Source organism: Erwinia sp. B116 (genome assembly GCF_002865965.1).
Taxonomy (GTDB): Bacteria; Pseudomonadota; Gammaproteobacteria; order Enterobacterales; family Enterobacteriaceae; genus Erwinia.
In genome coordinates this window covers 1,695-28,188 of sequence record NZ_JRZZ01000042.1, presented here as the reverse complement: position 1 = coordinate 28,188, position 26,494 = coordinate 1,695, and the positions used below count along the sequence as shown (strand labels likewise).

At 59.2% G+C, this 26,494-nt stretch carries 23 protein-coding genes and 1 tRNA gene; 9 read left to right on the top strand and 15 right to left on the bottom strand.

Annotated elements, in window-relative coordinates:
* From NV64_RS19715 to NV64_RS23730, 3 genes are all read left to right on the top strand, one after another.
* The coding region (locus NV64_RS19715; RefSeq protein ID WP_146005525.1) for a DUF2345 domain-containing protein at nt 1-732 on the top strand (732 nt) is incomplete at its 5' end.
* 15 nt (nt 733-747) lie between these two features.
* A complete protein-coding gene (locus NV64_RS19710; protein WP_101506622.1) occupies nt 748-2,901 on the top strand; it encodes a M23 family metallopeptidase in 2,154 nt (717 codons plus the stop codon).
* An 82-nt stretch (nt 2,902-2,983) separates the two neighbouring features.
* Nucleotides 2,984-3,628 (top strand): hypothetical protein, encoded by a 645-nt coding sequence (locus NV64_RS23730; protein WP_162237179.1) that lies wholly within the window; start codon nt 2,984-2,986, stop codon nt 3,626-3,628.
* A gap of 482 nt (nt 3,629-4,110) precedes the next feature.
* Here the strand turns inward: NV64_RS23730 and NV64_RS19695 are convergent.
* The 3 genes from NV64_RS19695 to NV64_RS19685 form a co-directional block, all read right to left on the bottom strand.
* Nucleotides 4,111-4,187: transfer RNA gene (locus NV64_RS19695), tRNA-Pro, on the bottom strand.
* A 76-nt stretch (nt 4,188-4,263) separates the two neighbouring features.
* On the bottom strand, nt 4,264-6,012 hold the full coding sequence (yejM, locus tag NV64_RS19690) for an LPS biosynthesis-modulating metalloenzyme YejM (protein WP_101506621.1): 1,749 nt from the start codon (nt 6,010-6,012) through the stop codon (nt 4,264-4,266).
* Nucleotides 6,013-6,033: 21 nt separating this feature from the next.
* Nucleotides 6,034-6,261, bottom strand: coding sequence for a YejL family protein (locus NV64_RS19685; protein ID WP_056233442.1), 228 nt, complete (start codon nt 6,259-6,261; stop codon nt 6,034-6,036).
* 155 nt (nt 6,262-6,416) lie between these two features.
* Here NV64_RS19685 and yejK point away from each other — a divergent pair, with 155 nt between their 5' ends.
* Nucleotides 6,417-7,421 carry a nucleoid-associated protein YejK gene (gene yejK / locus NV64_RS19680; RefSeq protein ID WP_056233439.1) on the top strand — a complete coding sequence of 335 codons (1,005 nt, stop codon included), beginning with the start codon at nt 6,417-6,419 and terminating at the stop codon, nt 7,419-7,421.
* 132 nt (nt 7,422-7,553) lie between these two features.
* Here yejK and rplY read toward each other — a convergent pair whose 3' ends face one another.
* Together rplY and NV64_RS19670 are read right to left on the bottom strand one after the other, a co-directional pair.
* Nucleotides 7,554-7,838, bottom strand: coding sequence for a 50S ribosomal protein L25 (gene rplY, locus NV64_RS19675; RefSeq protein WP_056233438.1), 285 nt, complete (start codon nt 7,836-7,838; stop codon nt 7,554-7,556).
* Nucleotides 7,839-8,065: 227 nt separating this feature from the next.
* Nucleotides 8,066-9,820 carry a DEAD/DEAH box helicase gene (locus NV64_RS19670; RefSeq protein ID WP_101506620.1) on the bottom strand — a complete coding sequence of 585 codons (1,755 nt, stop codon included), beginning with the start codon at nt 9,818-9,820 and terminating at the stop codon, nt 8,066-8,068.
* 182 nt (nt 9,821-10,002) lie between these two features.
* On the opposite strand from NV64_RS19670, the gene rsuA reads away from it, so the two are divergent.
* The 3 genes from rsuA (at nt 10,003) to NV64_RS19655 (ending at nt 12,554) form a co-directional block, all read left to right on the top strand.
* A complete protein-coding gene (gene rsuA / locus NV64_RS19665) occupies nt 10,003-10,707 on the top strand; it encodes a 16S rRNA pseudouridine(516) synthase RsuA (RefSeq protein ID WP_056233433.1) in 705 nt (234 codons plus the stop codon).
* Nucleotides 10,707-11,918: a Bcr/CflA family multidrug efflux MFS transporter gene (locus tag NV64_RS19660; RefSeq protein WP_056233431.1), complete on the top strand. Its 1,212-nt coding sequence runs from the start codon at nt 10,707-10,709 to the stop codon at nt 11,916-11,918. The genes rsuA and NV64_RS19660 overlap by 1 nt, the downstream gene beginning before the upstream one ends.
* A gap of 303 nt (nt 11,919-12,221) precedes the next feature.
* Nucleotides 12,222-12,554, top strand: coding sequence for a YejG family protein (locus tag NV64_RS19655; RefSeq protein ID WP_056233429.1), 333 nt, complete (start codon nt 12,222-12,224; stop codon nt 12,552-12,554).
* 205 nt (nt 12,555-12,759) lie between these two features.
* Here the strand turns inward: NV64_RS19655 and yejF are convergent, their stop codons facing one another.
* From yejF to yeiP, 9 genes are all read right to left on the bottom strand, one after another.
* Nucleotides 12,760-14,343 carry a microcin C ABC transporter ATP-binding protein YejF gene (yejF, locus tag NV64_RS19650; RefSeq protein WP_056233427.1) on the bottom strand — a complete coding sequence of 528 codons (1,584 nt, stop codon included), beginning with the start codon at nt 14,341-14,343 and terminating at the stop codon, nt 12,760-12,762.
* A gap of 1 nt (nt 14,344) precedes the next feature.
* Complete coding sequence (locus NV64_RS19645) at nt 14,345-15,370, bottom strand: microcin C ABC transporter permease (protein ID WP_056233425.1); 1,026 nt, start codon at nt 15,368-15,370, stop codon at nt 14,345-14,347.
* Nucleotides 15,370-16,461 (bottom strand): microcin C ABC transporter permease YejB, encoded by a 1,092-nt coding sequence (locus tag NV64_RS19640; RefSeq protein WP_056233423.1) that lies wholly within the window; start codon nt 16,459-16,461, stop codon nt 15,370-15,372. The genes NV64_RS19645 and NV64_RS19640 overlap by 1 nt, the downstream gene beginning before the upstream one ends.
* Nucleotides 16,462-16,472: 11 nt before the next feature.
* Nucleotides 16,473-18,281 (bottom strand): extracellular solute-binding protein, encoded by a 1,809-nt coding sequence (locus tag NV64_RS19635; protein ID WP_101506619.1) that lies wholly within the window; start codon nt 18,279-18,281, stop codon nt 16,473-16,475.
* Between the two features lie 54 nt (nt 18,282-18,335).
* A complete protein-coding gene (locus NV64_RS19630; protein WP_101506618.1) occupies nt 18,336-19,937 on the bottom strand; it encodes a cyclic di-GMP phosphodiesterase in 1,602 nt (533 codons plus the stop codon).
* Nucleotides 19,938-20,136: 199 nt separating this feature from the next.
* Nucleotides 20,137-20,709, bottom strand: a complete 573-nt coding sequence (gene mepS / locus NV64_RS19625; RefSeq protein WP_072166294.1) for a bifunctional murein DD-endopeptidase/murein LD-carboxypeptidase — start codon at nt 20,707-20,709, stop codon at nt 20,137-20,139.
* Nucleotides 20,710-21,232: 523 nt separating this feature from the next.
* Nucleotides 21,233-21,940, bottom strand: a complete 708-nt coding sequence (locus NV64_RS19620) for a phosphatase PAP2 family protein (protein WP_056233415.1) — start codon at nt 21,938-21,940, stop codon at nt 21,233-21,235.
* A 47-nt stretch (nt 21,941-21,987) separates the two neighbouring features.
* On the bottom strand, nt 21,988-22,974 hold the full coding sequence (locus tag NV64_RS19615) for a GTP-binding protein (RefSeq protein ID WP_101506623.1): 987 nt from the start codon (nt 22,972-22,974) through the stop codon (nt 21,988-21,990).
* Between the two features lie 207 nt (nt 22,975-23,181).
* Nucleotides 23,182-23,754, bottom strand: coding sequence for an elongation factor P-like protein YeiP (gene yeiP / locus NV64_RS19610; protein WP_056233411.1), 573 nt, complete (start codon nt 23,752-23,754; stop codon nt 23,182-23,184).
* Nucleotides 23,755-23,987: 233 nt separating this feature from the next.
* Here yeiP and NV64_RS19605 point away from each other — a divergent pair, with 233 nt between their 5' ends.
* Nucleotides 23,988-24,242 carry a YkgJ family cysteine cluster protein gene (locus NV64_RS19605; RefSeq protein WP_056233409.1) on the top strand — a complete coding sequence of 85 codons (255 nt, stop codon included), beginning with the start codon at nt 23,988-23,990 and terminating at the stop codon, nt 24,240-24,242.
* 5 nt (nt 24,243-24,247) lie between these two features.
* Here the strand turns inward: NV64_RS19605 and NV64_RS19600 are convergent, their stop codons facing one another.
* The gene (locus NV64_RS19600) at nt 24,248-25,444 is read right to left on the bottom strand and encodes a sugar efflux transporter (RefSeq protein WP_101506617.1); all 1,197 of its coding nucleotides are present in this window, start codon (nt 25,442-25,444) and stop codon (nt 24,248-24,250) included.
* A gap of 403 nt (nt 25,445-25,847) precedes the next feature.
* On the opposite strand from NV64_RS19600, the gene fruB reads away from it, so the two are divergent.
* The coding region (gene fruB, locus NV64_RS24245; protein WP_233209053.1) for a fused PTS fructose transporter subunit IIA/HPr protein at nt 25,848-26,494 on the top strand (647 nt) is incomplete at its 3' end.

The following is a 26,494-nucleotide window of genomic DNA, read 5'->3' as shown; positions in this document are numbered from 1 at the left end:
GAGCTGCGCAGCGACAGCTGGGGCACGCTGCGGGCGGAGAAAGGACTGTTTATCACCGCCGACGGCCAGCCGAACGCGCAGGGTGAGCAGCGGGAGATGCAGGCGGCGATTAGCCTGCTGAAGGGCGCGCAGGCACAGATGCAGGGGATATCCAATGATGCGCAGGCCGCCAGCGGCAGTCCGGCCAGCCTGCAGGCGCAGATAGCGCTGCTGGAGCAGCGTCTGAATGAACTGAAGCAGTCGGTTATCCTGATGAGCGCCCCGGATGGCATGGCGCTGGTGAGCGGGAACAGTCTGCAGCTGACGGCGGACGAAAACCTGACGGCTACCGCCGGAAAGCACGCGGACATCAGTGTGGTGAAAAACCTGTTTATCGGGGTGGGCCAGGCGCTGAGCGTGTTCGTCAGGAAGATGGGGATCAGGCTTACCGCCAACCAGGGCCCGGTACAGATACAGGCGCAGAACGACCTGCTGGCGCTGCTGGCGCGCAAAGAGATCGGCATTATCAGTACGGAAGATGAAATAAAAATCATCGCGAAAAAGAGAATCACGCTGAACGGCGGCGGAAGCTACATCACTATTGACGCCAACGCCATCGAGTCCGCCACGCTCGGGGATCACCGCGTCCGGGCGGGGCACTATGAGCGGCAGCAGAGGCACAGTGTAAATGAGCCGCTGCACGAACTGCCTGAGAAAGCGAAAGATCCCTCTCTGAAATTCTCCGTTTCATAACAAAGGAGTGTACCCATGTTAATCAGCCCACCATTTTTGCGCACAAAAAGTGATTCAGAAACGGATGAAGCGTGGATTGAGCGCATGATGCCGGTCGATCCCCGGCGCGGCTATCCGCTGAACGCGCACCGCTCCTGGCATGGCGGTATCCATCTCCGGCATGCGGATTCGGGAAGCCGGCCTGAGATGCTGCGCGCGATTGCCGACGGCCGGATCGTCTCATTCCGCCATTCTGATATCGCAAAACGCCAGCATCCGCCGCTGAATTACAACGGCAAAACCGACAACGGCTACGTGCTGATCAGGCACGTGGCCGAAACCGGCAGCCAGCCGGAGGATAAAATCACCTGGTACTCTCTGTATATGCATATCAAGGATCTTGCTCCGTCGGTGGCCGCCGGCCAGCGGGTGAAACGCAAATCCCCGCTGGGCACGGTGGGCATGGTGGATGACAGGAGTGGCGTGCACTTCCAGATATTCTGCGACGACGGGAACATTGCCCGGATAACCGGGCGCACAACTCCGGAGCTGGATCTGAGCAAAAATGGCCGCACCACCGCCTGTTACGGCGATATGCACTTTTACATTCCGGCCGGAACGCCGGTTTACGGCGCGGTGCCGGGGCAAAGCAGCGATGAACCGTTGAGGACGACAGCGGCTGATTTGTTCGTCTCAATGACCCTGGGCGGCGGCCACTGCATCATGAAAACCCGCAGGCAGAACGTTATCGACCCGCTTCAGTACGACGAGGTGGGCGACGCGCTGACCGACGCAGACGGGGCGGAATATGAATACGGCCTGTACAAAAATGCGCTCAAGCTTTATCCCGGCAGCCCGAGCGCCGGTTATGAGCTGCTGCGCTTTGGCCGGGTGATCAACACCCGGTATGAAACGCTGTCTCCGGCGGATGCGCCGCTTTGGCGAACCATCAATACGCCGGAGGGAAAAGGCATCGTCAACCTGGCGGCGGAAAGCATAAAGAAATACAGCGATGCGGATTTTCCGCACTGGACGGGCTGGAGACTGGTGGATGACGACGAGGACAGCAACAGCCAGTGCAACTCGCCGACGATACTGGGTTCCGGCCGTATGGATCTGAGCCGCACGATCTGCCATTTCCCGCTGGAGTGGGATACCGACACGGTGGAGAGCCGCTACGGCTGGCTGAAGCAGCCCAACGCCGTGCTGGAAGAGCCGATGAGCCGGCAGGACTGGGGCTCACTGGTGGCGCTGGCGAAAGCACTGGCGCTGGAGAACTGCGCAGAGATACCAACGGGCCGGGTCTGGCATTTTGACCCGAGGCGGTTTATCGCACATTTCAGGAAATGTGGATGGCTGGAGTGTGAGGTGATTGAGAGAATAATGACGTCGACTACAAGTGTCAGGCGCGAAGATGAAATCAAAAAAATAAAACATAAGTCGGAAGAATATCTTTTTTCAATAAATGTAGTCATGAGAAAGTACAACATTACCGGCTTCAACAGAGCAAGCCATTTCCTGGGGCAGGGGGCTGTCGAGTCAGGTTATTTATGCTCTATGCAGGAAAACAGTCAGATACAGCTTACAGAAAATGGGAGGCACTTTGGTGGAGATACCATAGATGACTCTAAAAAAAATGAATTAAATGAACTCGGTCACTGGTATGGTGCGATAGCTTCCGAAATGGATGTCTATTTCTCTGGTGATAAATATAATCGAAGCGGGGGTTTTATAGCCAGTTCCTACAGCTGGCGCAATGGTAACTGCGGAGATGTGGATGCGCAGAAGTTTCGCGGGCGTGGGTTTAAAATGCTTACCGGGCTGGATACCTACTCCAGCTACTGGGTATACCGAGGATGGTTATCAAAAAGCAGTTTTGATTCCTCATGGTGGACAGATCCTCAGTACCGGAGAAAAAACATTCACGGGATGGTTAAAAGGCCCCCTCAGATAGATGATCCACAAAAAGTGACGGAAAACCCCTATAACTGCATTGATACCGGTGCGTTTTATATCGTGTGCTTCAAAAATAAAACATTAAAAGTGATGGATTCTGATCAAGTTACGTCGCGGGATGATAACGACGTTGTTGATAGTGTTACCAGAGCAATTAATGGAGGTGCCATTGGTATTAAAGACAGGAAAAAAACCACCAAGACTGCTAAGGAGATTCTCAGTGATGAAGTGTAAATCGTTACTTTCCACTCTGCTTTTTATATCCTACTCTGCCAGTGCTAATAATGTCATTCATTATAGTAATTTCATGATGTATATGGATAAAAAAGAACGCTCCATCATCCATGTTGTTAATGATAACGGGAGGGGGGATTTCTTATGTAAAATAAAAAACTGGGAAGACAGATTTAATACCGGAGGGTATATAGATATTACCAACGATGAAAAAGGGTTGCTTATCTACCCAACTAATAAATACTTGTCAATCGATGAGCTTATTCGATGTTCTGAAGATGGTATAGAACTTCATAAAATACCGCAGTCTGATGATAAGCTGGATACCATTGTCGATATAAATTTCGATAAAAGACTGGTTCTGTTAGTTGCACTGAATGATGTAAGGGTTTTATCGTATACAGCTATAGTTTCTAACTTTGGCAGTAATAAAAACTTACTATCAGGCCCGGGTTTTTTTAGTGGAAAAAATAGCGATATTCCTTTTGGTGTAGGCGATAACCAGTATGGTGGTAAAATTTCATTAGATGGCAAGTATGTTTCTCCTGTTTATCTCAGTTGTTTTGTAGATTCATTTCCCGGACTCTGGGATATCAGGAAAAACAAAAGGGTAGTCTTTGATGCTTCACTCGGAGACGATGAGATTAAGAATAGATGTCAGAAGCTATTCGACGGTAAAGCCACGCTTGAAGAATTAGGTGGGAAACTTATTCGTCCCAAAAAGTAGCCTGTTTTTTTAAACCGGCGTGATGTGGTGTACCGATCTTTGATGCAGGGGAAATGTCATTTTAATGCTTTAACGTGACAGCAAAAATCTGCTGAACCTCGGTCAGGTGGTGGTCAGTGAAAGGCACAAGTGTGGTAAGGGTTTGAGCTGCGCAGCCACAGTCGGGGCGCGATACGTGCAGAGAAGGCGCTGCTGGCGCGCAAAGAGTCGGCATTATCAGCACGGAAGATGAAATAAAAATCATCGCGAGAAAGAGAATCACGCTGAACGGCGGCGGAAGCTACATCAATATCTTTTCCTTGGCAACTACCTTTTCGTAAGAAGGATAAGCCAGTTCTCCCTGAGCAGATAGCTGCCCCTCATGTTGTTATCGTTAACAGCTTTGAGTGATTTTTAGTCAATAAAAAAGAGAGATAAAAATGGAGCTGGCATCTCTTACCATAAAAAAAGCAGCCCTTAACAGGCTGCTTTTTTAAACGTTTTGGTCGGCACGGAGAGATTCGAACTCTCGACCCCCGCCACCCCATGACGGTGCGCTACCAGGCTGCGCTACGTGCCGAAATCTGCCCCTCATATTACTCAACCGTTCTGCGAAATCAAGGGGCTAAATCGTTGACTGGCTTATATTTAGTCAGTCAGTTGGCGATAAAGCGCTTTTCGTCCGTTAACACCTGCAGCAGCAGGGTCAGCTGCGGCTTATGGTCTTTTAACGGTTCGCCGGCGCGGTTCCACGCCGCATAGCCGCCGTTGTTGTCCAGCAGCAGGGTTTCCTGCGGCGTGGTCACCACCAACTGGTGGCCGTTGCTGCTGGCCACCCAGTCGTGGCGGCGGCGCGCGGCGAACAGGTCTTCACCCTGGCTGTAGTCGGACACCGCGGTATTCACGTGCAGCAGGCGCTGCATCAGCGTGGCCATAATATCCTGATGCTCGGTCAGCCGGGTGACGGTCTGCGCCGGAGTATCCGGCCAGTGCACCACCAGCGGCACCTGCCGGGTGGCGCGGTTGCCCGGGTTGGCTTCGCCGTCCAGCACCACGCCGTGGCGGGCGGTGATCACCACCACGGTATTGGCCAGCAGGCCCTTCTGTTCCAGGGTGGTCAGCACCGCCTGAATCTGCTGATCGACAGCCGTCGCCCCGCGCGCGTAGCGGCGCTCCTGCTGCTTATCGTTCTCTGCTCCCTCCGGTGTGGAGAAGGAGAGATAAGAGAACCACGGCGCGCTGTTTTTCGCCTGGCCTTCCAGCCAGTTCTGCCACTGGCGGGTGGTATCCGCATTAGGCTGCGCGCCGCCAGCCGGCAGCGAGAAGTCGGTCAGCAGCGCCTGACGATACAGCGGCGAGGTAAAGCCGTCGCTGGCAAACAGGCCAAACTGGTAGCCCTGGTGGCCGAGCGCGCTGACCAGCGTTGACGACATGCGCGTCGAGAGTACGCCGTCCATATAGCTGGGGGAGATGCCGTAGAACAAGCCGAACAGCCCGGCGTCATCGTTGCTGCCGGAGCTGAAGTGCTGGCTGAAACGCACGTTGTTTTCGGCAAAGCGCGTCAGGTTCGGCAGCGCGCTGGCCATGGTGGCGTCGTTCAGGCCATCAACGGTGATCAGCAGCAGGTTGTTGCCGCTGCCCTTGTCGCTGTAGGTGATCTCGCTGAGCGGGTAGGCCACCGACAGCGCTTCCGGATTACCCTGCTGCACCAGCCGGCGCTGATACTCCTGCGCGTCCAGCAGGCCGTGTTTTTCGAGGAACCGGCGGGCGGTCATCGGGTACGACAGCGGCAGGTTAGAACGCTGCATGGTAATCGGGCGGTAGAAGTTGGCGTCCGCCCAGATATACATCAGGTGGCTGGCAAAGAAGGCGGTGATAAACACCCCGGCCAGCGGCTTGCCGAAGCTGCGGCGGTTGAGGCTGCGCAGTTTCTGCCAGCTCCAGGTGGCAAACAGCATCTCCACCAGGAAGATCACCGGCACGCTGATAAACATCAGCTGCCAGTCGCGCGCCAGCTCGCTCTGGTCGGGGTTGACCACCAGCTCCCACACCACCGGGTTAAGGTGCAGGTGGAAGCGCTCAAACACCGCACTGTCGACCAGCAGCAGCGTCAGGCCGGCGGTGGCAAAAATCGCCGACAGGAAGCGCAGCAGCCGCTGTGACATCACCACAAAGGTCAGCGGGAAGATAACCAGCAGATAGGCGGCAAAGACGATAAAGCTGAAATGGCCGATCCAGCTGGTGAACGCATAGATGCGCCCGGCCAGCGAGGCCGGCCAGTCGGCAACAAACAGATAGCGGCTGCCGAGAATAAAGGCAACGATGATGTTAAACAGGGCGAACCAGTGCCCCCAGCCGATCATCTGGGAGACTTTTTCACGGTAGCGCTGCTGGTTTGTTACCATATCAGGATCAGCGTCGTCTTATCAGTGGGCTTTATCGTCACGCACCGAGGACTTAAGCGCCTCGGCAAACGAGTTGGCCAGGGTTTGGCGTAGCGCAGGCGCAACGCTGGTGTTGATCAGGTTAGTGACCATGTTTCCCAGCACCATCAGGGAAAGATCGGTAGGGGTCTGGTCTTTCTCCAGTACCTGTACCATTTCTGCGAGGAGTTGTTCCACGCGTTCGTCGCTGTAACGGGATGATTGTGGCATAGCGTCAATTTTACTAAGAAGGAAAAGGCGGTATCTTAGCGTAACAGCGGGTTTTTTTCTGCTTTTTTATCGTCAGCGACAGGTAATGTTGTGGTGGTTGATTGTAATCGCGCGGGATGGTTGAATACGCGCCCTTGCCTACAGGAGAGTTTCCCATGAGTGTCGATATCGACCAGATTGCCCTTCATCAGCTGATCAAACGCGATGAACAGACCCTTGAACTGGTGCTGCGCGACACGCTGCTGCCGTCCACCGCCGCCGTCAGCGAGATGATGGACGAGCTGCACCGGGTCTACAGCGCCAAGAGCAAAGCCTACGGCCTGTTTAATGAAGAGAGCGAGCTGGCCGATGCGCTGCGCAACTGCCGTAAGGGCGAGGACGATTTTCTCGCCTTCAGCCGCGCCGCCAGCGCCCGCCTGCGCGATGAGCTGGGGAAATACCCGTTTGCCGAAGGCGGCGTGGTGCTGTTTGGCCACTACCGCTATCTGGCGGTGGAGTACCTGCTGATTGCGGTGCTGAGCAGCCAGAACAGCATGCGCGTCAACGAAGAGCTGGACATCAGCAGCACCGCCTATCTGGATATCAGCCATGCCGATATCGTGGCGCGCGTCGATCTCACCGAGTGGGAAACCAATCCGCAGTCGACCCGTTATCTGACCTTCCTGCGCGGCCGCGTCGGGCGCAAGGTGGCCGATTTCTTTATGGATTTCCTCGGGGCCAGCGTCGGGCTGGATACCAAAGCGCAGAACCGCGGCCTGCTGCAGGCGGTCGATGACTACTGCGCCGAGGTCAGCCTGGATAAGAACGAGCGGCAGAACTACCGTCAGCAGGTCCACAGCTACTGTAACGAGCAGCTGAAGGCGGGGGAGGAGATCGAACTGCAGGGGCTGTCCGACGAGCTGCCGCCGTGGGGGGAGAAGAGCTTCCAGACCTTTACCGCCGAGCAGGGCTACGAGCTGGAGGAGACTTTCCCCGCCGATCGCAGCACCCTGCGCCAGCTGACCAAATTTGCCGGCAGCGGCGGCGGACTGACGCTGAACTTTGACGCGATGCTGTTAGGCGAGCGTATCTTCTGGGACCCGGCTACCGATACCCTGACCATCAAAGGCACGCCGCCGAACCTGCGCGACCAGCTGCAGCGCCGCTCCAGCGGTAAATAATCTGCCTTATCCGCTCAGGCCGTGCCGAACAGGTGCGCGGTCTGAGCGGCGCTGAACGGTAAGCCAGTGAGCAGCCGGCAAAAAAAAACGCCGCAGAGCGGCGTTTCTTTTACATCAGTTTCGGTCAGGCGATTAAGCGCGAACGAAGTCGATGTGGTGCAGTTTTGGCTTGAACGGGTGACGCTGAACAGCCTGCACTTTTACTTTAACTTCTTTGCCATCAACAACCAGAGTCAGCACTTCTTCGTAGAAACCCGGCTTAGCCTGGGTGTTCATTACGGAGTCGTGGTCCAGTTCGATAGCAACAGCTGCTTCGTTACCGCCGTAGATGATAGCCGGGAACTTGTTAGCAACACGCAGACGGCGGCTCGCACCCTTACCCTGCTCTTTACGTACTTCAGCATTGATAGTGAACATTTTAAAATCTCTTTAAGTTTTGTTCCTGCTAAAGGCGACCCATCAGCAGGTTGATTGTTCAACTTTCGCCGGGAAATCCCGGTAAAAGCGGGCGGCATTATAGCCGCATAGCCGCGAGATAACAACCGCAAAGCCGCCTTAATACCCTGTACTGACGGGATATCTGCGGCGCGGTGGGTGAGGGTTGCCTGTTGCTGCGCTCACTGGCTGACATCACGCCGGTCGCTTTAACGCAACTCATTCGCACGGCGATAGCGCCCCTGATAGTCGAACACCTTTTCGCGCACCTGCCAGAAGTGGCGCTGTTTGCGCGCCACCACAAAGTCCGGGTGGCGCAGCAGCGGCGCAAGCGCAACGATATCCGACGCCGTCTGCCAGCCGAGCGGTACCCCCGGCGCGCGCTGGTGCGGACGCAGAAACAGCTGTTCGAAGGCGGTACGCTGCGCCGGGCTTTTCAGCCGGAAGCGTTCGCTGACCTCGGTGGCCTCTTCGTCAAAGTAGCGCGCCTTCAGCCACTCGCCGTGCTCGTCGCGTCCGGCTTCAAGCTGCATCGCCGCACAGCGCAGCACCAGCGCGTCCTTCAGCTTCAGCGCCGCCTTCAGCATATCGTCCGGGTCAACCAGCACCGCGTCGCACTCGCGACAGCGGCGGGCGGCGATGTCGTTCTCCGCGTTGCAGTGCGGGCAGTTTTTGAAACGGAAGCGGTAGTCGCACTGTTCGCGGTGGCCGTCATCATCCTCCAGCACTCCCTGACAGCGGCGGCCGAAGTGCTCAATAATCGTACCGTCTGTGGTGGTTTTGCCCCAGAAGGTGTTGGCGAAACCGCAGCCGGGGCAGAACACCTGCACCGGCTGGTTGTCGCTTTTGCCCTTGGGCGCGCCGACCTCCGGGGTAAACAGGTCGTGCGGATTGCCGGCGTAGTCGAGGATCAGGCAGTCCTGCTTGCCGGGGCTTAAGCGCAGGCCGCGGCCGACGATCTGCTGATAGAGGCTGACCGACTCGGTAGGGCGCAGGATAGCGATCAGGTCGACGTGCGGCGCGTCAAAGCCGGTGGTCAGCACCGCCACGTTGACCAGGTAGCGCAGCTCGCGCGCCTTAAAGGCGCTAATCAGCGCATCGCGCTCCGGCCCCGGGGTTCCTGCGCTGATCAGCGCTTTACTCTCCGGCAGCAGGCCGAGCACCTCGCGGGCGTGCTCCACGGTGGCGGCGAAGATCATCACCCCCTGGCGCTGCTGGGCGAATTCGACGATCTGCGCAATGATGTGCGGCGTGATGCGCTGCTGCTGCTTCAGTTCGCGGTTGAGGTCGGCTTCGCTGAACAGGCCGTTCTCCTGCGCCTGCAGGCGGCTGAAGTCGTACTGCACCACCGGCATGTCCAGCCGCTCCGGCGGTACCAGGAAGCCGTGTTTAATCATATAGCGCAGCGGCAGCTCGTAGATGCAGTCGCGGAACAGCGCCTGCTCGCTGCCGCGCACCATGCCGTGATAGTGAAACTGGTAGATCCAGCCTTTGCCCAGCCGGTAGGGGGTGGCGGTCAGCCCCAGCAGGCGCAGCTGCGGGTTGCGCGCTCTGAGATGGCCGAGGATCTGCTGGTACTGGCTGTCGTCGGCGTCGCTGATGCGGTGGCACTCGTCGACGATCAGCAGTGAAAATTCGGCGTCAAACGCGGCCAGGTTGCGCGCCACCGACTGCACGCTGCCAAACACCACTTTCGCCTGGCTCTCTTTGCGCTGCAGGCCGGCGGCGAAAATATCCGCCTGCAGGCCGTAGGCCTGATATTTCGCGTGGTTCTGCGCCACCAGCTCTTTGACGTGGGCCAGCACCAGCACCCGGCCGCGCGCCACGCGGGCCAGCTCGGCGATCACCAGGCTTTTACCGGCCCCGGTAGGCAGCACGATGACCGCCGGCTCGGCCGAGCGGCGGAAGTAGGCGATGGTGGCATCCACCGCCTCCTGTTGATAGGGGCGTAACGTAAAAGACATGAACACTCAATTTGCGCAGGTTTGGCCTATTATGCCACGAATCCACACAGAGGGCAGGTTACCCCCTGTGCCTGAGCGGCGAGTCAGGCTATACTGTTGTTTCCCCGGATAAGCAGAACGCTTACACCTCATCAGACGATATTCGTCCGGTTCAGATTCCAATAACAGGCAGTGCAGAGTTAATGCGACTTGATAAATTTATTTCCCAGCAGCTGGAAGTCAGCCGCGCTATCGCCGCGCGACTGATCCGCGCCAGCAGCGTCACCATTGACGGTGAAGTGGTACGCGACAGCGCGTTTAAAGTACCTGCAGACAGTGAAGTAGCCTATGACGGCAATCCGCTGCAGCAGCAGCACGGCCCGCGCTACTTTATGCTGAACAAGCCGGTGGGCTACGTCTGCTCCACCGATGACCCGGACCACCCGACGGTGCTCTATTTCCTGCACGAACCCACCGCGTACAAGCTGCACGCGGCCGGACGGCTGGATATCGACACCACCGGGCTGGTGCTGATGACCGATGACGGCCAGTGGTCGCACCGCATCACCTCGCCGCGCCACGAATGTGAAAAAACCTATCTGGTGACGCTGGAGCAGCCGCTGTCCGACGACACCGAACGCCAGTTTGCCGAAGGCGTGCAGCTGCATAACGAAAAAACGCTGACCCGACCGGCCAGCCTTGAACAGGTCAGCGACCACGTGGTGCGGCTGACCATCAGCGAAGGGCGCTATCACCAGGTGAAACGCATGTTCGCCGCGGTGGGGAACCGGGTGGTGGAGCTGCACCGCGAGCGCATTGGCGCGATTGCGCTGGATGCCTCCCTGCAGGAGGGCGAATACCGTGCGCTGACGGCAGACGAGATCGCCAGCGTCGGGTTGCCTCGCTGATGAAAGAGACGCTGCCGGAGCCGGCAAAAAACTCGTCGGTGGGGCTGGTGGTGATCCTCGGCCTGCTGGCGATGCTGATGCCGCTGTCGATCGATATGTACCTGCCGGCGCTGCCGCAGATCGCCCGCGAGTATGGCGTGTCGGCGGGCAGCGTGCAGATGACGCTCAACGCCTATATCCTCGGTTTTGCCCTCGGGCAGCTGATTTACGGTCCGCTGGCCGACAGCTTTGGCCGCAAGCCGGTGATCGCCGCCGGCACGCTGATCTTTGCGCTGGCGGCGGCGGCCTGTGCGCTCTCCAACAGCATCGAGCAGCTGATTAACATGCGCTTTCTGCACGGCCTGTCGGCCGCGGCGGGCAGCGTGGTGATCAGCGCGCTGATGCGCGACAGCTACTCGAAAGAGGAGTTTTCGCGCATGATGTCGTTCGTGATGCTGGTGACCACCGTCGCCCCGCTGCTGGCGCCGATCGTCGGCGGCTGGCTGCTGCTGCTGTGGAGCTGGCACGCGATTTTCTGGACCATCTCGGCGGCGGCGGTGGTGACCACGCTGCTGGTGGTGACCCAGATCAAAGAGACGCTGCCCAGAGAGCGGCGGCAGCGCTTCAGCCTGCGCACCACGCTGGGCAACTTCCTGACGCTGTTCCGCAACCGGCGGGTGTTCAGCTATATGCTGGCCAGCGGCTGTTCATTTGCCGGGCTGTTCTCGTTTCTCAACGCCGGGCCGTTCGTCTACATCGAGCTGAACCATATTTCCCCGCAGGATTTCGGCTACTACTTCGCGCTGAACGTGGTGTTCCTGTTCCTGATGACGCTGCTGAACAGCCGCTGCGTGCGCCGCTTTGGCCCGCTGGTGATGTTCCGCTTCGGGCTGCTGGTGCAGTTCTCGATGGCGCTGTGGCTGGTGGTGGTCTGCGCGCTTGATCTCGGTTTCCTGGCGCTGGTGTTTGGCGTGGCGATGTTTATCGGCTGCGTGGCGATGGTGTCGTCTAACGCCATGGCGGTGATCCTCGACGAGTTTCCGCATATCGCCGGCACCGCGTCATCGCTGGCGGGCACCCTGCGCTTTGGTGTCGGCGCGCTGGCCGGTGCGCTGCTGTCGACTCTCTCCTTTACCAGCGCCTGGCCGATGGTCGGGGCGATCTTTATCTGCGCCACGCTGTCGGTGCTGCTGTTTAGCTGGGCCTCCCGCCCGGCGGCGCGCGCCGCGTAATCAGACGCCGTGGCCAGCGTGGCCCCGGCGTTTGTTGATTTTTTGTAAAAATCAAACCCGCTAAAAGTAACAAAATATGGCGAAAACGGTTGTCATCGGGCGAGAGTCGCGGTATTTATAACGAATAAATGAGAGGCAGCTCTCAAAAAAAAACCGCGAAACGCACCATCCATGCCGTAAGAAATCTCCTTCAACATTTAATTCCAATTAAAATCAGAAGGTTGGCTTGATTCCGGTAACGGATGATTTACCTTGTAAAATATTTGTGAAATTATTGTTGAAAATCACTCTGGGGAACGCCGCTTGAATACGCTGGAACATTCTGTGGTACATCGTTTACCGCAAAGCTACCGCTGGTGTGCCGGTGCGCAGGGAAAATGCGTGGTGGCCCAGGCGTGTAACCGGCCGCCGGAAGACGCCGACCTGATCGGCCTGCGCCTGCTCAGCCATCAGGGGGCCTCCGCCTGGGATATTATGCAGTCGATTCAGCAGGCGCTGGCCGGCATCGAGCTGGAGTGCGCGGTGGTCGAGTGGGAAGGGGAGCCGTGCCTGTTTGTCTGCCGCCAGGATGAGTGCACCACCACCTGCCGGCTGAAAAACTTCGGCGTCGGCATCGCCGAGCCTTATACCCACTGACCTGCGCAGCTTAACCTCCCCGTTGCCGTCCTCTTTCGTTTACCTGCCGCTGAACCTGACGTTGTTCCGGCATCGACGCTGCTGCTTAACGGGCACCGGGCCTGACGTTATTTCGCCATCGACGCGTATGCTTAACGGGCACCGGGCCTGACGTTGTTCCGCCATCGACGCTGACGCTCAACCGGCACCGGGTCTGGCCCGCACCTCAGGCCAGCGCCAGCAGCTGTCGGGTATACTCTTCACGCGGCGCGCTGAACACGCTCTCGCTTTCGCCCTGTTCCACCACCTCGCCCTGACGCAGCACCACCACCTGATGACACAGCGCCCGCACCACCTGCAGATCGTGGCTGATAAACAGGTAGGCCAGCCCGTGCTCAAGCTGCAGGCGCGTCAGCAGGCTGAGGATCTGCTTCTGCACCGAACGGTCAAGGGAGGAGGTCGGCTCATCCAGAATGATCAGCCGGGGCTTCAGCACCAGCGCGCGGGCGATGGCGATGCGCTGGCGCTGGCCGCCGGAGAACTCCGCCGGGTAGCGCTGGCGGGTCTCAGGATCCAGCCCCACCTCCTGCATCACCGCCACCACCCGCGCGTCGCGCGCTGCCGCGTCCAGCTCCGGGTGATGCACCCGCAGCCCTTCGGCGATAATCTGCTGTACGTTGAGGCGCGGGTTGAGCGCCGAGTTCGGATCCTGGAACACCACCTGGATCTGCGGGCGCACCGGCAGCATCTGCCGGCGGCTCCACTGGTGCAGCGGCTGGTTATCAAACCAGATTTCGCCTTTTGAGGCGATCAGCCGCAGCAGCGCCAGGCCGGTGGTGCTTTTACCGGAGCCGGATTCGCCGACCAGGCCGAGGCTCTCGCCGGGGCGCAGGCTGAAGCTCAGCGACTTCAGCGCATGGTGGTAACCCACCGTGCGGCGCATCAGCCCTTTTTTCAGCGGGAAGGCGACCTGCAGGTCGCTGACCCGCAGCAGCGGCGCGACGCCGGCGGCCACCGGCTGCGGGCGGCCCTGCGGCTCGGCGTTGAGCAGCTGCTGGGTGTAAGGATGCTGCGGGTTGCTGAATAACGCGGCGGTACCGTTGACCTCCACCGCCCTGCCTTCGCGCATCACCGTGACGTTATCGGCCAGCTTCTTAACGATGTTCAGGTTATGGGTGATAAACAGCAGCCCCATATTCATCTCCTGCTTCAGCTCGTGCAGCAGGCTGATAATCTGCGCCTGCACCGTCACGTCCAGCGCGGTGGTCGGCTCATCGGCGATCAGCAGCTGCGGGCGGGTCAGCAGCGCCATGGCGATCATCACGCGCTGGCGCTCGCCGCCGGAGAGCTGGTGCGGGAAGTCATTCAGCCGGCCGGCGGCGTTGCGGATGCCGACCCGGTCAAGGCAGCTGAGCATTTCGGCGCGCGCCGCCTGGCTGCGCATGCCGCGATGCAGCGACAGCACCTCATACAGCTGCTTTTCGATGCTGTGCAGCGGGTTGAGCGATACCATCGGCTCCTGGAAGATCATCGCCATGCGGTTGCCGCGCAGGCCGCGCATCGTCCGTTCGTCGGCCTGCAGCACGCTCTGGCCGTCAAACAGGATCTCGCCCTGCGGGTAGACCACCGGCGGCGTCGGCAGCAGACGCATCACCGACAGCGCGGTGACGCTTTTGCCGGAACCGGACTCGCCGACCAGCGCCAGCGTCTCGCCGGCCTCCAGCGACAGCGACATGCCCTCGACCACCACCCGCTGCTGGCCGCCCTGGCGGAACGCAATGCTTAAGTCTTTAACAGAGAGAAGTGCCATATCAGACCGCCTTGCTTGGGTCGAAGGCGTCGCGCACGGCTTCACCAATAAAGATTAACAGCGACAGCAGGATCGCCAGCGAGAAGAAGGCGGTCAGGCCGAGCCACGGCGCCTGCAGGTTGTTTTTGCCCTGCAGCAGCAGCTCGCCCAGCGACGGCGAACCGAGCGGCAGGCCGAAGCCGAGGAAGTCCAGCGAGGTGAGGGTGGTGATCGAACCGCAGAGAATAAACGGCAGGTAGGTCAGGGTGGCGACCATCGCGTTGGGCAGCATATGGCGCGACATTATGCCCCAGTCGCTGACCCCCATCGCCTGCGCGGCGCGGATATAGTCGAAGTTGCGGGTGCGCAGAAACTCGGCGCGCACCACCCCGACCAGGCTCATCCAGCCGAACAGCACGGTGATCGCCAGCAGCCACCAGAAGCCGGGCTGGATCACGCTGGAGAGCAGGATAATCAGGAACAGCGTCGGCATGCCGGACCAGACTTCTATAATCCGCTGCCCCCACAGGTCGACCCTGCCGCCAAAGTAGCCCTGCACCGCGCCGGCGACGATGCCGATGACGCTGGAAAACAGCGTCAGCATCAGGCCGAACAGCAGCGAAATGCGCGTGCCGTAGAGGATGCGCGACAGCACGTCGCCGCCGTTGGCGTCGGTGCCCAGCCAGTTCTGCGCCGACGGCGGCGACGGGAACGGCTGGGTGGTGGCGAAGTTGATGGTGTCGTCGCCGAAGCGGATCGGTGCCCACAGCGCCCAGCCGTTGCTGGCCAGCCGCGCCTGCAGCCACGGGTCCTGGTAGTCGGCCGGCGTCGGCAGCTCGCCGCCGAAGTCGGTTTCGTTATAGTTGACCAGCAGCGGGAAGTAAGTGCGGTCCTGGTAGTGGACGATCAGCGGCTTGTCGTTAGCCAGCAGCTCAGCAAAGAGGCAGAGGATAAACAGCACGGCGAAGATCCACAGCGACCAGTAGCCGCGGCGGTTATGGCGGAATCGCGCCCAGCGCGCCTGGTTAATCGGGTTTAAGCGGCTCATCAGCGTCCCTCAAAATCAATGCGCGGATCGACCAGCGTGTAGGTGATATCGCTGACGATGTTCAGCAGCAGGCCAATCAGGGTGAAGATATACAGGGTGCCGAACATCACCGGGTAGTCGCGCTGAATGGTGGCGTCGTAGCCCAGCAGGCCGAGGCCGTTGAGCGAGAACATCACCTCGATCAGCAGCGAGCCGGTAAAGAACATGCTGATAAAGGTGGCCGGAAAGCCGGCGATCACCAGCAGCATGGCGTTGCGGAACACGTGACGATAGAGGATTTTGTTCTCATCCAGCCCTTTGGCGCGGGCGGTGACCACGTACTGTTTGCGGATCTCATCCATAAACGAGTTTTTAGTCAGCATGGTCAGGGTGGCGAAGCCGCCGATCACCGTCGCCAGCACCGGCAGGCTGATGTGCCACAGGTAGTCGGTGACTTTGCCGTACCACGGCAGGCTGTCAAACTGCGGCGATACCAGCCCGCGCAGCGGGAACCAGTCGAGGTAGCTGCCGCCGGCGAACAGCACGATCAGCATGATGCCGAACAGGAATGAAGGAATGGCGTAGCCGATAATGATCAGCGTGCTGCTCCAGGTATCAAAGGCGCTGCCGTTGCGCACCGCCTTCTTAATTCCCAGCGGGATCGACACCAGGTAGATAATCAGCGTGCTCCATAAACCGAGCGTTACCGACACCGGCAGGCTCTCTTTAATCAGCGCAATCACCGAGCTGCTGCGGAACAGGCTGTCGCCAAAGTCAAAGCGCATATAGTTCCACAGCATGGTGAAGTAGCGCTCGTGCAGCGGTTTATCGAAGCCGTAGCGGTGGGTGATCTCGGCGATCACTTCCGGGTCCAGCCCGCGTGAGCCGCGGTACTGGCCTTCGCCTGGGCTGCTGCTGAGCGTGCTGCGCCCGTGGGCGCTGCCTTCTCCGGCCGCCCCCGGCAGGCCGGTGGTCTGGCCGAACTGGATATTGGCAATCGCCTGATCCACCGGGCCACCCGGCGCTATCTGTACGATAAAAAAGTTAATGGTGATGATCGCCCACAGGGTGGGAATAATCAGCAGCAAACGGCGGACAATGTATGCACCCAAGGTCTGGCTCCTTAACGACGCTGCGCCGGCAGGCGGGCGGCTTTGTTGACATCGTACCACCAGTTATCAAAGCCCAGCGAGTAGGTGGGGCGGGTGGCGGGCATCGAGAATTTGTTCCAGTACGCGTAACGGTTATTGGCGCTGTACCACATCGGGATCATGTAGTAATTCCACAGCAGTACGCGATCCAGCACCCGGCCGAGCGGCAGCAGCGCCTGTTCATCGCCCTGATGCTGCACGATCTGTTCGACCAGGTTATCGATCAGCGGGCTGCTGACCCCCGGCCGGTTGTACGAGGAGTCGATATACTGGCTGGCCCAGCTGATCTGCAGGTTGGTATCGGGGAAGGCATACGCCTGATAGGGCGACGGCAGCATATCGAAATCGCGGCTGCGCAGGCGGGCCAGATACTGCGAGCTGTCCACCTGGCGCACGTTAAGGGTGATGCCGATCCGCGCCAGATTATGCTTAAACGGCAGCACCCACTGATCGTTGCCGCCGCTGCGCAGCAGCAGCTCAAAGCTGAACGGCTGGCCGCTTTTCACGTTGACCAGCTGCTGATTTTTCAGCTCCCAGCCCGCCTGTTTCAGCAGCGTCAGCGCCTGCAGCAGCTTGCCGCGGTCGTAGCCGCTGCCGTTGGATACCGGCGGCTGGTAGATCTGGTCGATCACCTCCTGCGGATACTGCCCTTTCAGCGGGGCGAGGATCGCAAGCTCTCTGGCATCCGGGTAGCCCCGGGCGGCATAGTCGGTATTCTGGAAGTAGCTGTCGACACGCTGATAGGCGTTATAAAACAGCGCTTTGTTCATCCACTCAAAGTCAAAAAGCAGCGACAGCGCTTCGCGCACCCGGCGGTCGGAAAATTGAGGTTTCTGCACATTGAACGCCAGCCACTGGGTGGCGGTGGCGACGGTATTCGGCACCTGTTGTTTAACAATGTAACCCTGGTCGAAGTTGCTGCCGCGATACTGGGTAGCCCATTTTTTGGCTGACCCTTCGGTACGGAAATCAAATGCTCCGGCCTTAAAGGCTTCGAAGGCGACGTTATCATCCAGATAGTAGTCGTAGCGGATAGTGTCGAAGTTGTAGCGCCCTTTGTTGACCGGCAGATCGGCCGCCCAGTAATCTTTCACCCGCGAATAGGTAATCGACTGACCCACTTTATAGGCGGTGATGCGGTAAGGGCCGCTGGCCAGCGGCGGGTGGGGCAGGGGATCGCTCAGCTTACGGCTCTGCCAGTACGCTTTCGGAAACACCGGCGAGGAGAGCAGCGAGATCATCCTGTCACGATCCGACTGCGGCAGATCAAAGCGCACCGTCAGCCGTGAAATGGCTTTGGCCGTCACCCCTTTGTAATACACCCGGTACTGCGGCACGCCCTGGGTCATAAACATATTGAAGGTAAAGGCCGCGTCTTCGGCGGTGATCGGCGTGCCGTCCTGGAAGCGGGCCCTGGGGTTAATGCTGACTTCGACCCAACGATAGTTGTCCGGGTAGCGGGCGAACTCCGCGACCAGCGGGTAGAGGCTGCCCGGCTCATCATCGGAAGAGGTAAACAGCGGATCGTACATCGACTCGGTGTCGGCACCCGGGCTGCCGCGCATGGCATAGCGGTTAAAATTGTCATAGGTGCCAATGGCCGACAGCGTGATGCTGCCGCCTTTCGGCGCGGCGGGATTGGCGTAGTCGTAATGACTGAAGCCGGCAGCATATTTCGGCGTGCCCAGCTGGGCGAAGCTGTAGCTCTCGGTAATCTTTTCTGCCTGAACAGCGGCCGCAGACAGGCTGAACAGAGCAAAGGCAACAAGACGCGCAATCATAGGCCTGCGGGCTCCTCGGAATTAAACGTTAATAGTAAAGGTAATCAGGCGGCTTTAACAGTTCCCGTCAGCCGTTGCGCACGCTGCCCCGGCTGGCCGTGCGGCGTTCTGGTAGTACGCCACCAGCAGCGGCACTTTGCACGGGCGGCTGAACAGGTAGCCCTGCATATGGGTGACGCCGCGGTTGATCAGCCACAGCGCCTGCTCGGCGGTCTCGACGCCTTCCGCCACCGTATTCAGGTCAAGCTTTTTCGCCAGCGCCAGCACCGTATCCAGCACCGGGGTATTGACGGTTTCCATACCGATGCTCTGCACAAAGCCGCGGTCGATCTTCAGGTAGTCGAACTGGAATTTTTCAAGGTAGATCAGCGCGCTGTGGCCGGTGCCGAAGTCATCGATGGCGATGCGGATCTGCTGTTGTCGCATCCACTCGAAGTTATCGTCCGCCTCTTTACCCGACATCATCGCCCGCTCGGTAATTTCAAATATCGGTACGAAATGTCCCTCCGGCATCGCCGCCAGCCAGCGGTTTACGTCGTGGCGGAAGGTTGGGTGGCTGAGATGCAGCGGTGACAGGTTAACGCCCAGCCGGGTGCCGGCCGGTAGCGCTTCGCGCAGCTGGTGAGCGTCGCGGGCGATCAGGCTGAACAGGTGGCGGGTCAGCGGCACGATCAGGTTCTGCCCTTCGGCATAGCTGATAAAGGCATCCGGCGGGATGCGCCCCTCGGTGGGGTGGGTCCAGCGCATCAGCGCCTCAACGCCATAGGGCTGGCCGGTCTGTGCGTCAACAACCGGCTGGTACTCAACGTGGAACTCGCCGCGCTTGATGCCGAGCAGGATCTCTTTGCCCGGCCGCAGGCGCAGCATTAACAGCAGGTAGCAGGCGCAGCCGATCACCACGCCAATCAGCAGGCCGCTTAGCAGGATCAGATGGATTTCGCGCTGCGGCATGCTGTCACCGTACAGGTAGAGCGTTAGCGGATAGCCGGGCACCGCTACCGTGCGCAGCGGATGGTCGGGCAGGGCGCTGCGGTCGATCACCCGCTCATTCCAGGTGGTCAGCGCCTGGCCTCCGGCGGCGATGGCCATGCCGCTGATCTCCTGCTGACGTGAGGTCAGCAGCAGGTAGGGGGTCAGATCGATATTCAGCGTGGTGAAGATGCCGCTGTCGGCACGGCTGTTGTTGGCCAGCCACAGCACCAGCGCCGGCTGTTTGCGCACCATCGGCGTGCCGGCGATCAGGCGAATGTCGCGGCTCTGGCTGGCGTCGGTAAACGGCGAAATTTGATGGATGGAGAGCGACATCGGCCCGGTGGCGGAGGAGCAGAAGGCGATATCGTTTTTCACCAGCAGGATAGCGCGAATATTGGCGGCAAACGCCGCGCGCTGCGTCAGGTCTGCGCGCACCTGTTCGCAGCTGACCAGCGTGGCGGCCTGCAGCGGTTCCAGCGTGCTTTGCAGGTCGCTGAACACGTTGCTGAGGTAGCGTTGTGTATAGACGGCCAGCCGGTCATGGCTGGCGGCATGACGCTTCATGCTCAGGGTGAGGCTGATACTGATAAACAACAGAAAAAAAATCAATCCCGCGCTGGCACTCAAAAAGATGATTCTGCGCGGATGGCTGACGTGCCGCGAGAAGGTTTTTGCTAGTGGCATGGAAGTTCTCTCGTTTAGCCGTTTTTTTATTATTTATCAATGCAAACTGCGTTCTCTGGTGAGGGAGCAGAATATAACGGTTGGGCGGCTGCTGTCTCTATCTTCTTCTAATTATTGGAACTTTTAGCTGTTTTTCAGGCAATAAAAAACGCCGCAAGCGGCGTTTTTTTACTCTCGTTTTCGCGGACCTCAGGGAAGGTCAGCCCTGCGTTCGGCTGATCACCCGGCGCGCGTCGCGGTAACGGTTTTTCCAGTAGGATTCATTCAGGCTGGAAATGGTAACGCCGCTGCTGGTAGAGGCGTGAACAAAGTTATCGTTACCGATATAGATGCCCACGTGGCGACCGGTAGAGCCGGCGCGGAACATCACTAAGTCACCCGGGCGCAGCTTGGTGCGCTGAATGCTCTTACCGCTGTCTTCCTGCTCGTAGGTTGAGCGCGGCAGTTCCAGACCAAACTGCTCACGGAAGGTGTTCTGCACGAAGGCAGAGCAGTCAACGCCGCGTTTGTTGGTGCCGCCAAGACGGTAGCGCACGCCTTTCCAGTCGGCGTACTGCTCCATCAGACGGGACTTCACGTCCACGTTTTGCACCATCTGTTCGAATTCATCCTGAGACGCTTGCAGTAAAAAACCACTCTGGTCCTTAACTGCATGAGTATCAGTTTGTACTTGGTGTCCGCTGTTCGAACTGCATGCTGACATCAGTGTCGCCAGGGCGACGGCGGGGATGGCCCGCAGGATATATCTCAGGAAAGGTTGAGACTTGACCATTGTTCGTGTAATCCCTTGAGGTCCTTAACGACGGCGTCGTTAGTTAAAATACGAAACGAAACGAGAGTAATTAGCGCCGTGCGGTAAGACAATTCCGGAAAGCTTAAAATGTGGCACTGTGCACAGTTTAAAATGTAAAATTCCTGAAATATTCTAGCCATCCTGCCTAATCGAATTCGAGATTACCCCATTAGATGCCGCATGGCGAGGGATTTTTAAGGAGTTTTTGATTGCTTTTTGTGATGTCAAATCCCGGATAACGCATTGGCGATATTCTCGACAATCTGCTGGCCGTACCAGACAGAAAACGCCCGAAATCGCGCCGGTCAGCAGGTTGCCCGGTCAGATTAGGAATAATCCGGCTAGACAACAACGAGTTACCGGTCCCTGCCCGCAGTGGCTAAATATAACAAAATCCTCTTAATCATATCCGGTAAGCATCCTCATTAACGCCGTAAACGAAAAAGGGGGACGCGAATATACGTCCCCCCTGTTACAGCGATGTGACGAACTAATAGCCCGATTATGCGACCGGTTTATATTTCCCCGGTAAATTGCGGTTAAGTACGTTGACCAGAAAATCACTGGCCGGGGTGAGCAGCCACCAGCTCATGCCGACCAGCACGATGGAGAGCGATCCGACGGCAATATCGGTAAACCAGTGGGCACCGATCATCACCCGTGGCAGCGCAAACACCAGCACGATCGCCACCGCAATAGCGAAGGCGCGGCGGGTGAAGTAGCGCAGCATAAAGCAGGCAAAGATCATCAGCATCATGCCGTGATCGCCGGGGAAGCTGTCCGCCGAGGCATCCTTGGTTGGAATACCGGTCAGTTCCGCAACGTGGTGTACGCCGGGGAAGTATCGGGTTGGGCTGGGGTGGGAAACCGGGATCAGGTGGCCCAGCTGGTTGAGGCCCACGGCGGTGATCAGCATGGTGATGCCGATCGCCAGCATGCGGCGGCGGCCCTGCGGCGTCTCTTTCAGCCAGAAAGAGAGGTACAGCGCGCCCATCGCCAGCAGCGAGACGCCGTCAAAAGCGCGGAAGTTGGTCACCGCCACCAGCCACAGCAGCGGTTTGCTGGTCACCAGGTGGTCGTTAAAGCCGTAGAAAATGGCCTTGTCGAGGGCAAACCACTGGCCGTGGCCGGCCGGCAGGTACCACGAGAAGAACAGCGCAAGGCCGAGGGCGTTAAGCAGCAGAATCAGTATCAGGCGTTTTGAAGTCATGTTTTTTTCAGGGGCTTTATCAAGTAGAGCGGAATGCGCCGCACAGGTTATGCCCCAGAGTGTAAACGAAGTTTCAACAAAGCGGTTTGTAAAGTATTCCAGTCGGCCTGCTGCTCGTGGATCAGTTCGATGCGGCTGTCCAGCGGCTCGGCGGCGCGGGTCTCAATATGGAAGTCGTTGCCCTGGCGATTGATGCTCACCGCGCCTTCCGCAATGCGCAGTACGCCCTTCACCCGTGACACAGGTGCCAGCCGCGCCCACTCCAGCAGGCCGATGGTGTCAAACACCGTATCGCCGTCAAACACCCAGCCCGCCGCAAAGTAGCCCTGGCCCTGGTTCAGCGCCCGCCGCCAGCGCGCCGCAGCGTCCAGCTTCATTCCGGCCAGCGGCGAACGGGGCGCTGCGTGCGGGTGATGATGTTCCGGCTGCGGCAGCGGCTGCAGATTGCGTCGCGGCGTATCCAGCAGGGCGATATCCACCGCGCCGTGCTGCACGCTGAGCAGCGGACGATCGCCACCGGCCTGCTGCTGCCACTGCTGCAGGGCGCTGCGGCAGGCGTCATCCCAGCGGTCAGCCTTGCTGGCGACGATAATGTCGGCGGCGGCCAGCTGGTCACGGAAGTTCTCGTTGGCCACCACCTTAGGGTCGGCCAGCTGGCGCGGGTCGAGCAGGCACAGCGTGGCGCGCAGGTCGATCCACGGCTGGTAGACATCGGCCGTCAGCATTTCAAGGATCTGCTTCGGGTGGCCCAGCCCGGTCGGCTCGATCAGCAGTCGGTCCGGCTTCACCTGCTTCAGCAGCGTATTCAGCCCGACCTGCATCGGCAGCCCGTTAACGCAGCACATGCAGCCGCCGGGGATCTCTTTCAGCACCGCGCCGCTCTCCGCCAGCAGGGCACCGTCGATGCCGATCTCACCGAACTCGTTAACCAGCACCGCCCACTTTTCACCTTCCGGCTTGCTGGCCAGCAGGTGGCGCAGGGTGGTGGTTTTGCCGCTGCCTAAAAAACCGGTGATCAGGTTAACCCGGGTCATCATTACGTCCTTAATCGTGGTGAACATTACTTTTGTTATAACATAACAAAAAGGGCGATGTCACCGGACATCGCCCCCCTAAAACGGCCTTTACGCGCTGGCTTTAACACTGAGCCGATGCGCCACTTTGCCCGGCAATCCGGCAATCCGGCAATCCGGCAATCCGGCAATCCGGCACACAAACCAGCGGCCTGCCGGTGACGATAACTAGTCGGCGCGGCTCATATAGCGGCGCTCGGGGATATGGATACGGATTTTATCGCCGTTGCTGAGGTATTCCGGCACCTGCACTACCAGCCCGGTGCTCATGGTGGCCGGTTTGGTTCGTGCGCTGGCGGATGCGCCTTTGATGCCCGGCGTGGTTTCCACAATTTCCATATCCACGGTCTGCGGCAGCTCCAGCGCCAGCACCTGGCCGTCCATGGTCAGCACCTGAATGCCCGGAATGCCGCCTTCCGGCAGAAACAGCAGCTCGTCGGCGATCTGCTCCTGCTTAAAGTTGTACGGGGTGAAATCTTCATCATCCATAAACACGTACTCGTCACCGTCAATATAGGAGAAGGTGACCTGGCGGCGGCTGAGAGAGATGGTGTCGAGGATATCGTCGCCCTTAAAGCGCTCTTCCACCTTCAGGCCGGTGCGCACGTCGGTGAAGCGCATTTTGTACAGCGTGGAGGCGCCGCGCGCGCTCGGGCTCTGCACATCAATATCCTTAACCAGCAGCAGCTTACCGTTATAGCTGATGGCCATACCTTTTTTGATTTCGTTTGCTCTTGGCATTTCACAGATCTCGACTGGCTGAACGGGATAATTTGTCGCGACACGTTACTCGCGGAAAGCCCGCCAGGCAAGCGTCTGCTGTACCGCTGCGTGAAAATTTTATCGCCGTAAAACGGGCACCCTTTCCCCGCGGCGCAAAGATAGTATTTGGCCGGGCTTGCTGCTATTGTCGCGTTTTTTAAGGGGGGCAAGCGGGCATCGTGCACGCACTCACCCGGCATAAAGGATGGAAGATGGAGTGTCGCATTGACTGTGGGGCCTGCTGCACCGCGCCCTCGATTTCATCGCCGATCCCGGGGATGCCGCACGGCAAGCCGGCCAACACCCCCTGCATCCAGCTGGACGAGCGCCAGCGCTGTAAAATCTTTGGCTCGCCGCTGCGCCCGCCCGTCTGTGCTGGCCTGCAGCCCGACCGCGAAATGTGCGGCAGCAGCCGCGCGGCGGCGCTGGTCTGGCTGCTGGATCTGGAAGCGGCTACGGCGCCCTGAGCCGTTTACCGTCGATCGCCAGGCTCCGGCACCCGCAGCAGGCACAGCACCGACGCCGTCATCATCATCAGCGCAAACCAGAACACCGAGTGGTAGCTCCACACCTCGGCGACCAGGCCGGCCAGCGAACCACCGACGATCCAGCCCATCCGCGTCGAGTTGGTAAACAGCGTGGTGGCTGCCCCGGCCTGGCCGGGCATCAGATCCTGGAAGTAGATCATGCCGATGGCGGCGATCACCCCGATAAACACCGCGTTGGGGATCTGCAGCAGCAGCATCGCCAGCTCGCTGGAGAACAGCAGAGTGCCGGCGTAGAACAGCAGCCCGGCCCCGGCGGCAATCAGCATCAGCGGCCGTTTGCCAAAGCGCTTTGCCACCAGCCCGGCGAACAGCATTACCGGGATCTCCAGCCCGGCCGCCAGCCCCATCATAATCCCCGCCAGCTTTTCCGGCAGCTGCAGATCGTTGACCACGTACAGCGGCATCACGATCAGGTACAGCCCGTTGCTTGACCACATCAGCGTACTGGCGAGGAACAGCACCAGCGTGGCGCGGCGGTTGCGGCGCGGTGCCTGCAGCGGCGCGCTGGCGGTGGTCACCGTGGTTTTCTGCATCGACGGCAGCATGGTATGCACCACCACCGCGCAGAGCGCAAAGGCCACGGCGGCCACCAGATACATTGAGCGGAAGCCGTAGCCCAGCGCCAGGCTGAAGGCCAGCGGCGGCCCGAAGATCCACGCCAGCGAGATCTGCGCGCGCATCACCGAGCTGAACATGGTGCTTTCGCGGCCGGTTTTATCGGCGTGCTCGCGCGCCAGCGCAAACATCTGCGAGGTGGCGCTGCTGCCGAAGCTGGCCAGAAACACGCCGACGATCATCAGCACAAAGTAGTTACGGTTCCAGGCAAACAGCATTGAGGCCAGCGCACCGAGCAGGCAGCAGACGAAGATCAGCGTTTTACGATCGCCCTTACTGTCCGAGTAGCGGCCCAGCAGCTGGCTGACCACGATACCGATCACCGCGTTGACGGTGAAGAACAGCCCGACCATAAACGGCCTGGCGTGCACCTCGCTGCTGAGGAACAGGCTGAGGGTTGGCGTTTGCAGCGCGCCCGCCAGCCCGGAAACGAAGGCGACGAGCAGAAACGCCAGCGATTTACCGTCGGGCAGCAGGGCGCGCGGGGAAGCTAAAGGTACAGGCATAGTCAGGGGAACCGGTCAGAGGAATAAAAACGGCCAAATTTTACGCCTGTTGCCGCCGATCAAAAAGCGCTTTCACGGATGTTGCATAAGCTATGCCGGTTTAAGCACTTTTTGCACAAAAGGCTGAACAGCGTCAGCGCCGGTAGCGGGATCGGCTATCGCGTTCAGCATCGCGTCAGCCGGCCGTCGTTTTCACCGGATTAATCCGCGCTGGTTTTAGCTAAAAATGTGCGGAGCGTCAAAAATCTGCTATATGAAACGCGGTAAATCTTGCACAAAACGGGCTGTCGGGACCACACTTCTTGAAACGTTTCAGCGTTACTCCTGCGGCTTCCCAGACACGGTGATAACGCTTTTATTCTCAGATAAGCTGAAACGATTCAAATTCAGCAGCGAGGGTTCCATGTTCCAGTTAGAAGTGAGTGCTATCAAGCCCGGCGCGCAGGCGGCCGACAAACAGGATGCCATCCGTCAGGTCGCCGCCGCGTTGACCGCCGCCGGTAACGTCGGCGAAGGCTACGTAAACGGTATGCTGGCGCGCGAGCAGCAGACCTCAACCTACCTCGGTAACGGTATTGCCATTCCGCACGGCACCACCGACACCCGCGACCTGGTGCTGAACACCGGCGTGCAGGTGTTCCAGTTTCCGCAGGGCATCGCCTGGGGTGACGATCAGACCGCCTATGTGGTGATCGGCATCGCCGCCAAATCTGACGAACACCTGGCGCTGCTGCGTCAGCTGACCCACGTGCTGAGCGATGACAGCGTGGCAGAGCAGCTGAAAAGCACCGACTCGGCGGAAACCCTGCGCGCGCTGCTGATGGGCGAAAAGCAGGCCGCCGAATTTAAATTTGACGCTTCGCTGATTACCACCGACGTTGCGGCGGGCGATCTGATCACCCTGCAGGCGCTGAACGCCGGCCGTCTGCAGCAGGCGGGCGCGGTGGACGCGGCCTTCGTCAGCAGCGTGATTGGCGCTAAGCCGCTGAACCTTGGCCAGGGCATCTGGCTGAACGACAGCGCCGTCGGCAACCTCGCCAGCGGCGTGGC

What these genes read in the sequence shown, in the direction of transcription:
- NV64_RS19660 (WP_056233431.1), top strand. Translation starts at nt 10,707, where the DNA reads ATGAAAGAGACGCTGCCGGAGCCGGCAAAAAACTCGTCGGTGGGGCTG.
- NV64_RS19620 (WP_056233415.1), bottom strand. Translation starts at nt 21,940, where the DNA reads ATGACTTCAAAACGCCTGATACTGATTCTGCTGCTTAACGCCCTCGGC.
- NV64_RS19685 (WP_056233442.1), bottom strand. Translation starts at nt 6,261, where the DNA reads ATGCCACAATCATCCCGTTACAGCGACGAACGCGTGGAACAACTCCTC.
- rsuA (WP_056233433.1), top strand. Translation starts at nt 10,003, where the DNA reads ATGCGACTTGATAAATTTATTTCCCAGCAGCTGGAAGTCAGCCGCGCT.
- mepS (WP_072166294.1), bottom strand. Translation starts at nt 20,709, where the DNA reads ATGGTCAAGTCTCAACCTTTCCTGAGATATATCCTGCGGGCCATCCCC.
- yejM (WP_101506621.1), bottom strand. Translation starts at nt 6,012, where the DNA reads ATGGTAACAAACCAGCAGCGCTACCGTGAAAAAGTCTCCCAGATGATC.
- NV64_RS19635 (WP_101506619.1), bottom strand. Translation starts at nt 18,281, where the DNA reads ATGATTGCGCGTCTTGTTGCCTTTGCTCTGTTCAGCCTGTCTGCGGCC.
- NV64_RS19605 (WP_056233409.1), top strand. Translation starts at nt 23,988, where the DNA reads ATGGAGTGTCGCATTGACTGTGGGGCCTGCTGCACCGCGCCCTCGATT.
- NV64_RS19600 (WP_101506617.1), bottom strand. Translation starts at nt 25,444, where the DNA reads ATGCCTGTACCTTTAGCTTCCCCGCGCGCCCTGCTGCCCGACGGTAAA.
- NV64_RS19630 (WP_101506618.1), bottom strand. Translation starts at nt 19,937, where the DNA reads ATGCCACTAGCAAAAACCTTCTCGCGGCACGTCAGCCATCCGCGCAGA.
- NV64_RS19645 (WP_056233425.1), bottom strand. Translation starts at nt 15,370, where the DNA reads ATGAGCCGCTTAAACCCGATTAACCAGGCGCGCTGGGCGCGATTCCGC.
- yejF (WP_056233427.1), bottom strand. Translation starts at nt 14,343, where the DNA reads ATGGCACTTCTCTCTGTTAAAGACTTAAGCATTGCGTTCCGCCAGGGC.
- yeiP (WP_056233411.1), bottom strand. Translation starts at nt 23,754, where the DNA reads ATGCCAAGAGCAAACGAAATCAAAAAAGGTATGGCCATCAGCTATAAC.
- NV64_RS19670 (WP_101506620.1), bottom strand. Translation starts at nt 9,820, where the DNA reads ATGTCTTTTACGTTACGCCCCTATCAACAGGAGGCGGTGGATGCCACC.
- NV64_RS19615 (WP_101506623.1), bottom strand. Translation starts at nt 22,974, where the DNA reads ATGACCCGGGTTAACCTGATCACCGGTTTTTTAGGCAGCGGCAAAACC.
- yejK (WP_056233439.1), top strand. Translation starts at nt 6,417, where the DNA reads ATGAGTGTCGATATCGACCAGATTGCCCTTCATCAGCTGATCAAACGC.
- NV64_RS19710 (WP_101506622.1), top strand. Translation starts at nt 748, where the DNA reads ATGTTAATCAGCCCACCATTTTTGCGCACAAAAAGTGATTCAGAAACG.
- NV64_RS23730 (WP_162237179.1), top strand. Translation starts at nt 2,984, where the DNA reads ATGGATAAAAAAGAACGCTCCATCATCCATGTTGTTAATGATAACGGG.
- rplY (WP_056233438.1), bottom strand. Translation starts at nt 7,838, where the DNA reads ATGTTCACTATCAATGCTGAAGTACGTAAAGAGCAGGGTAAGGGTGCG.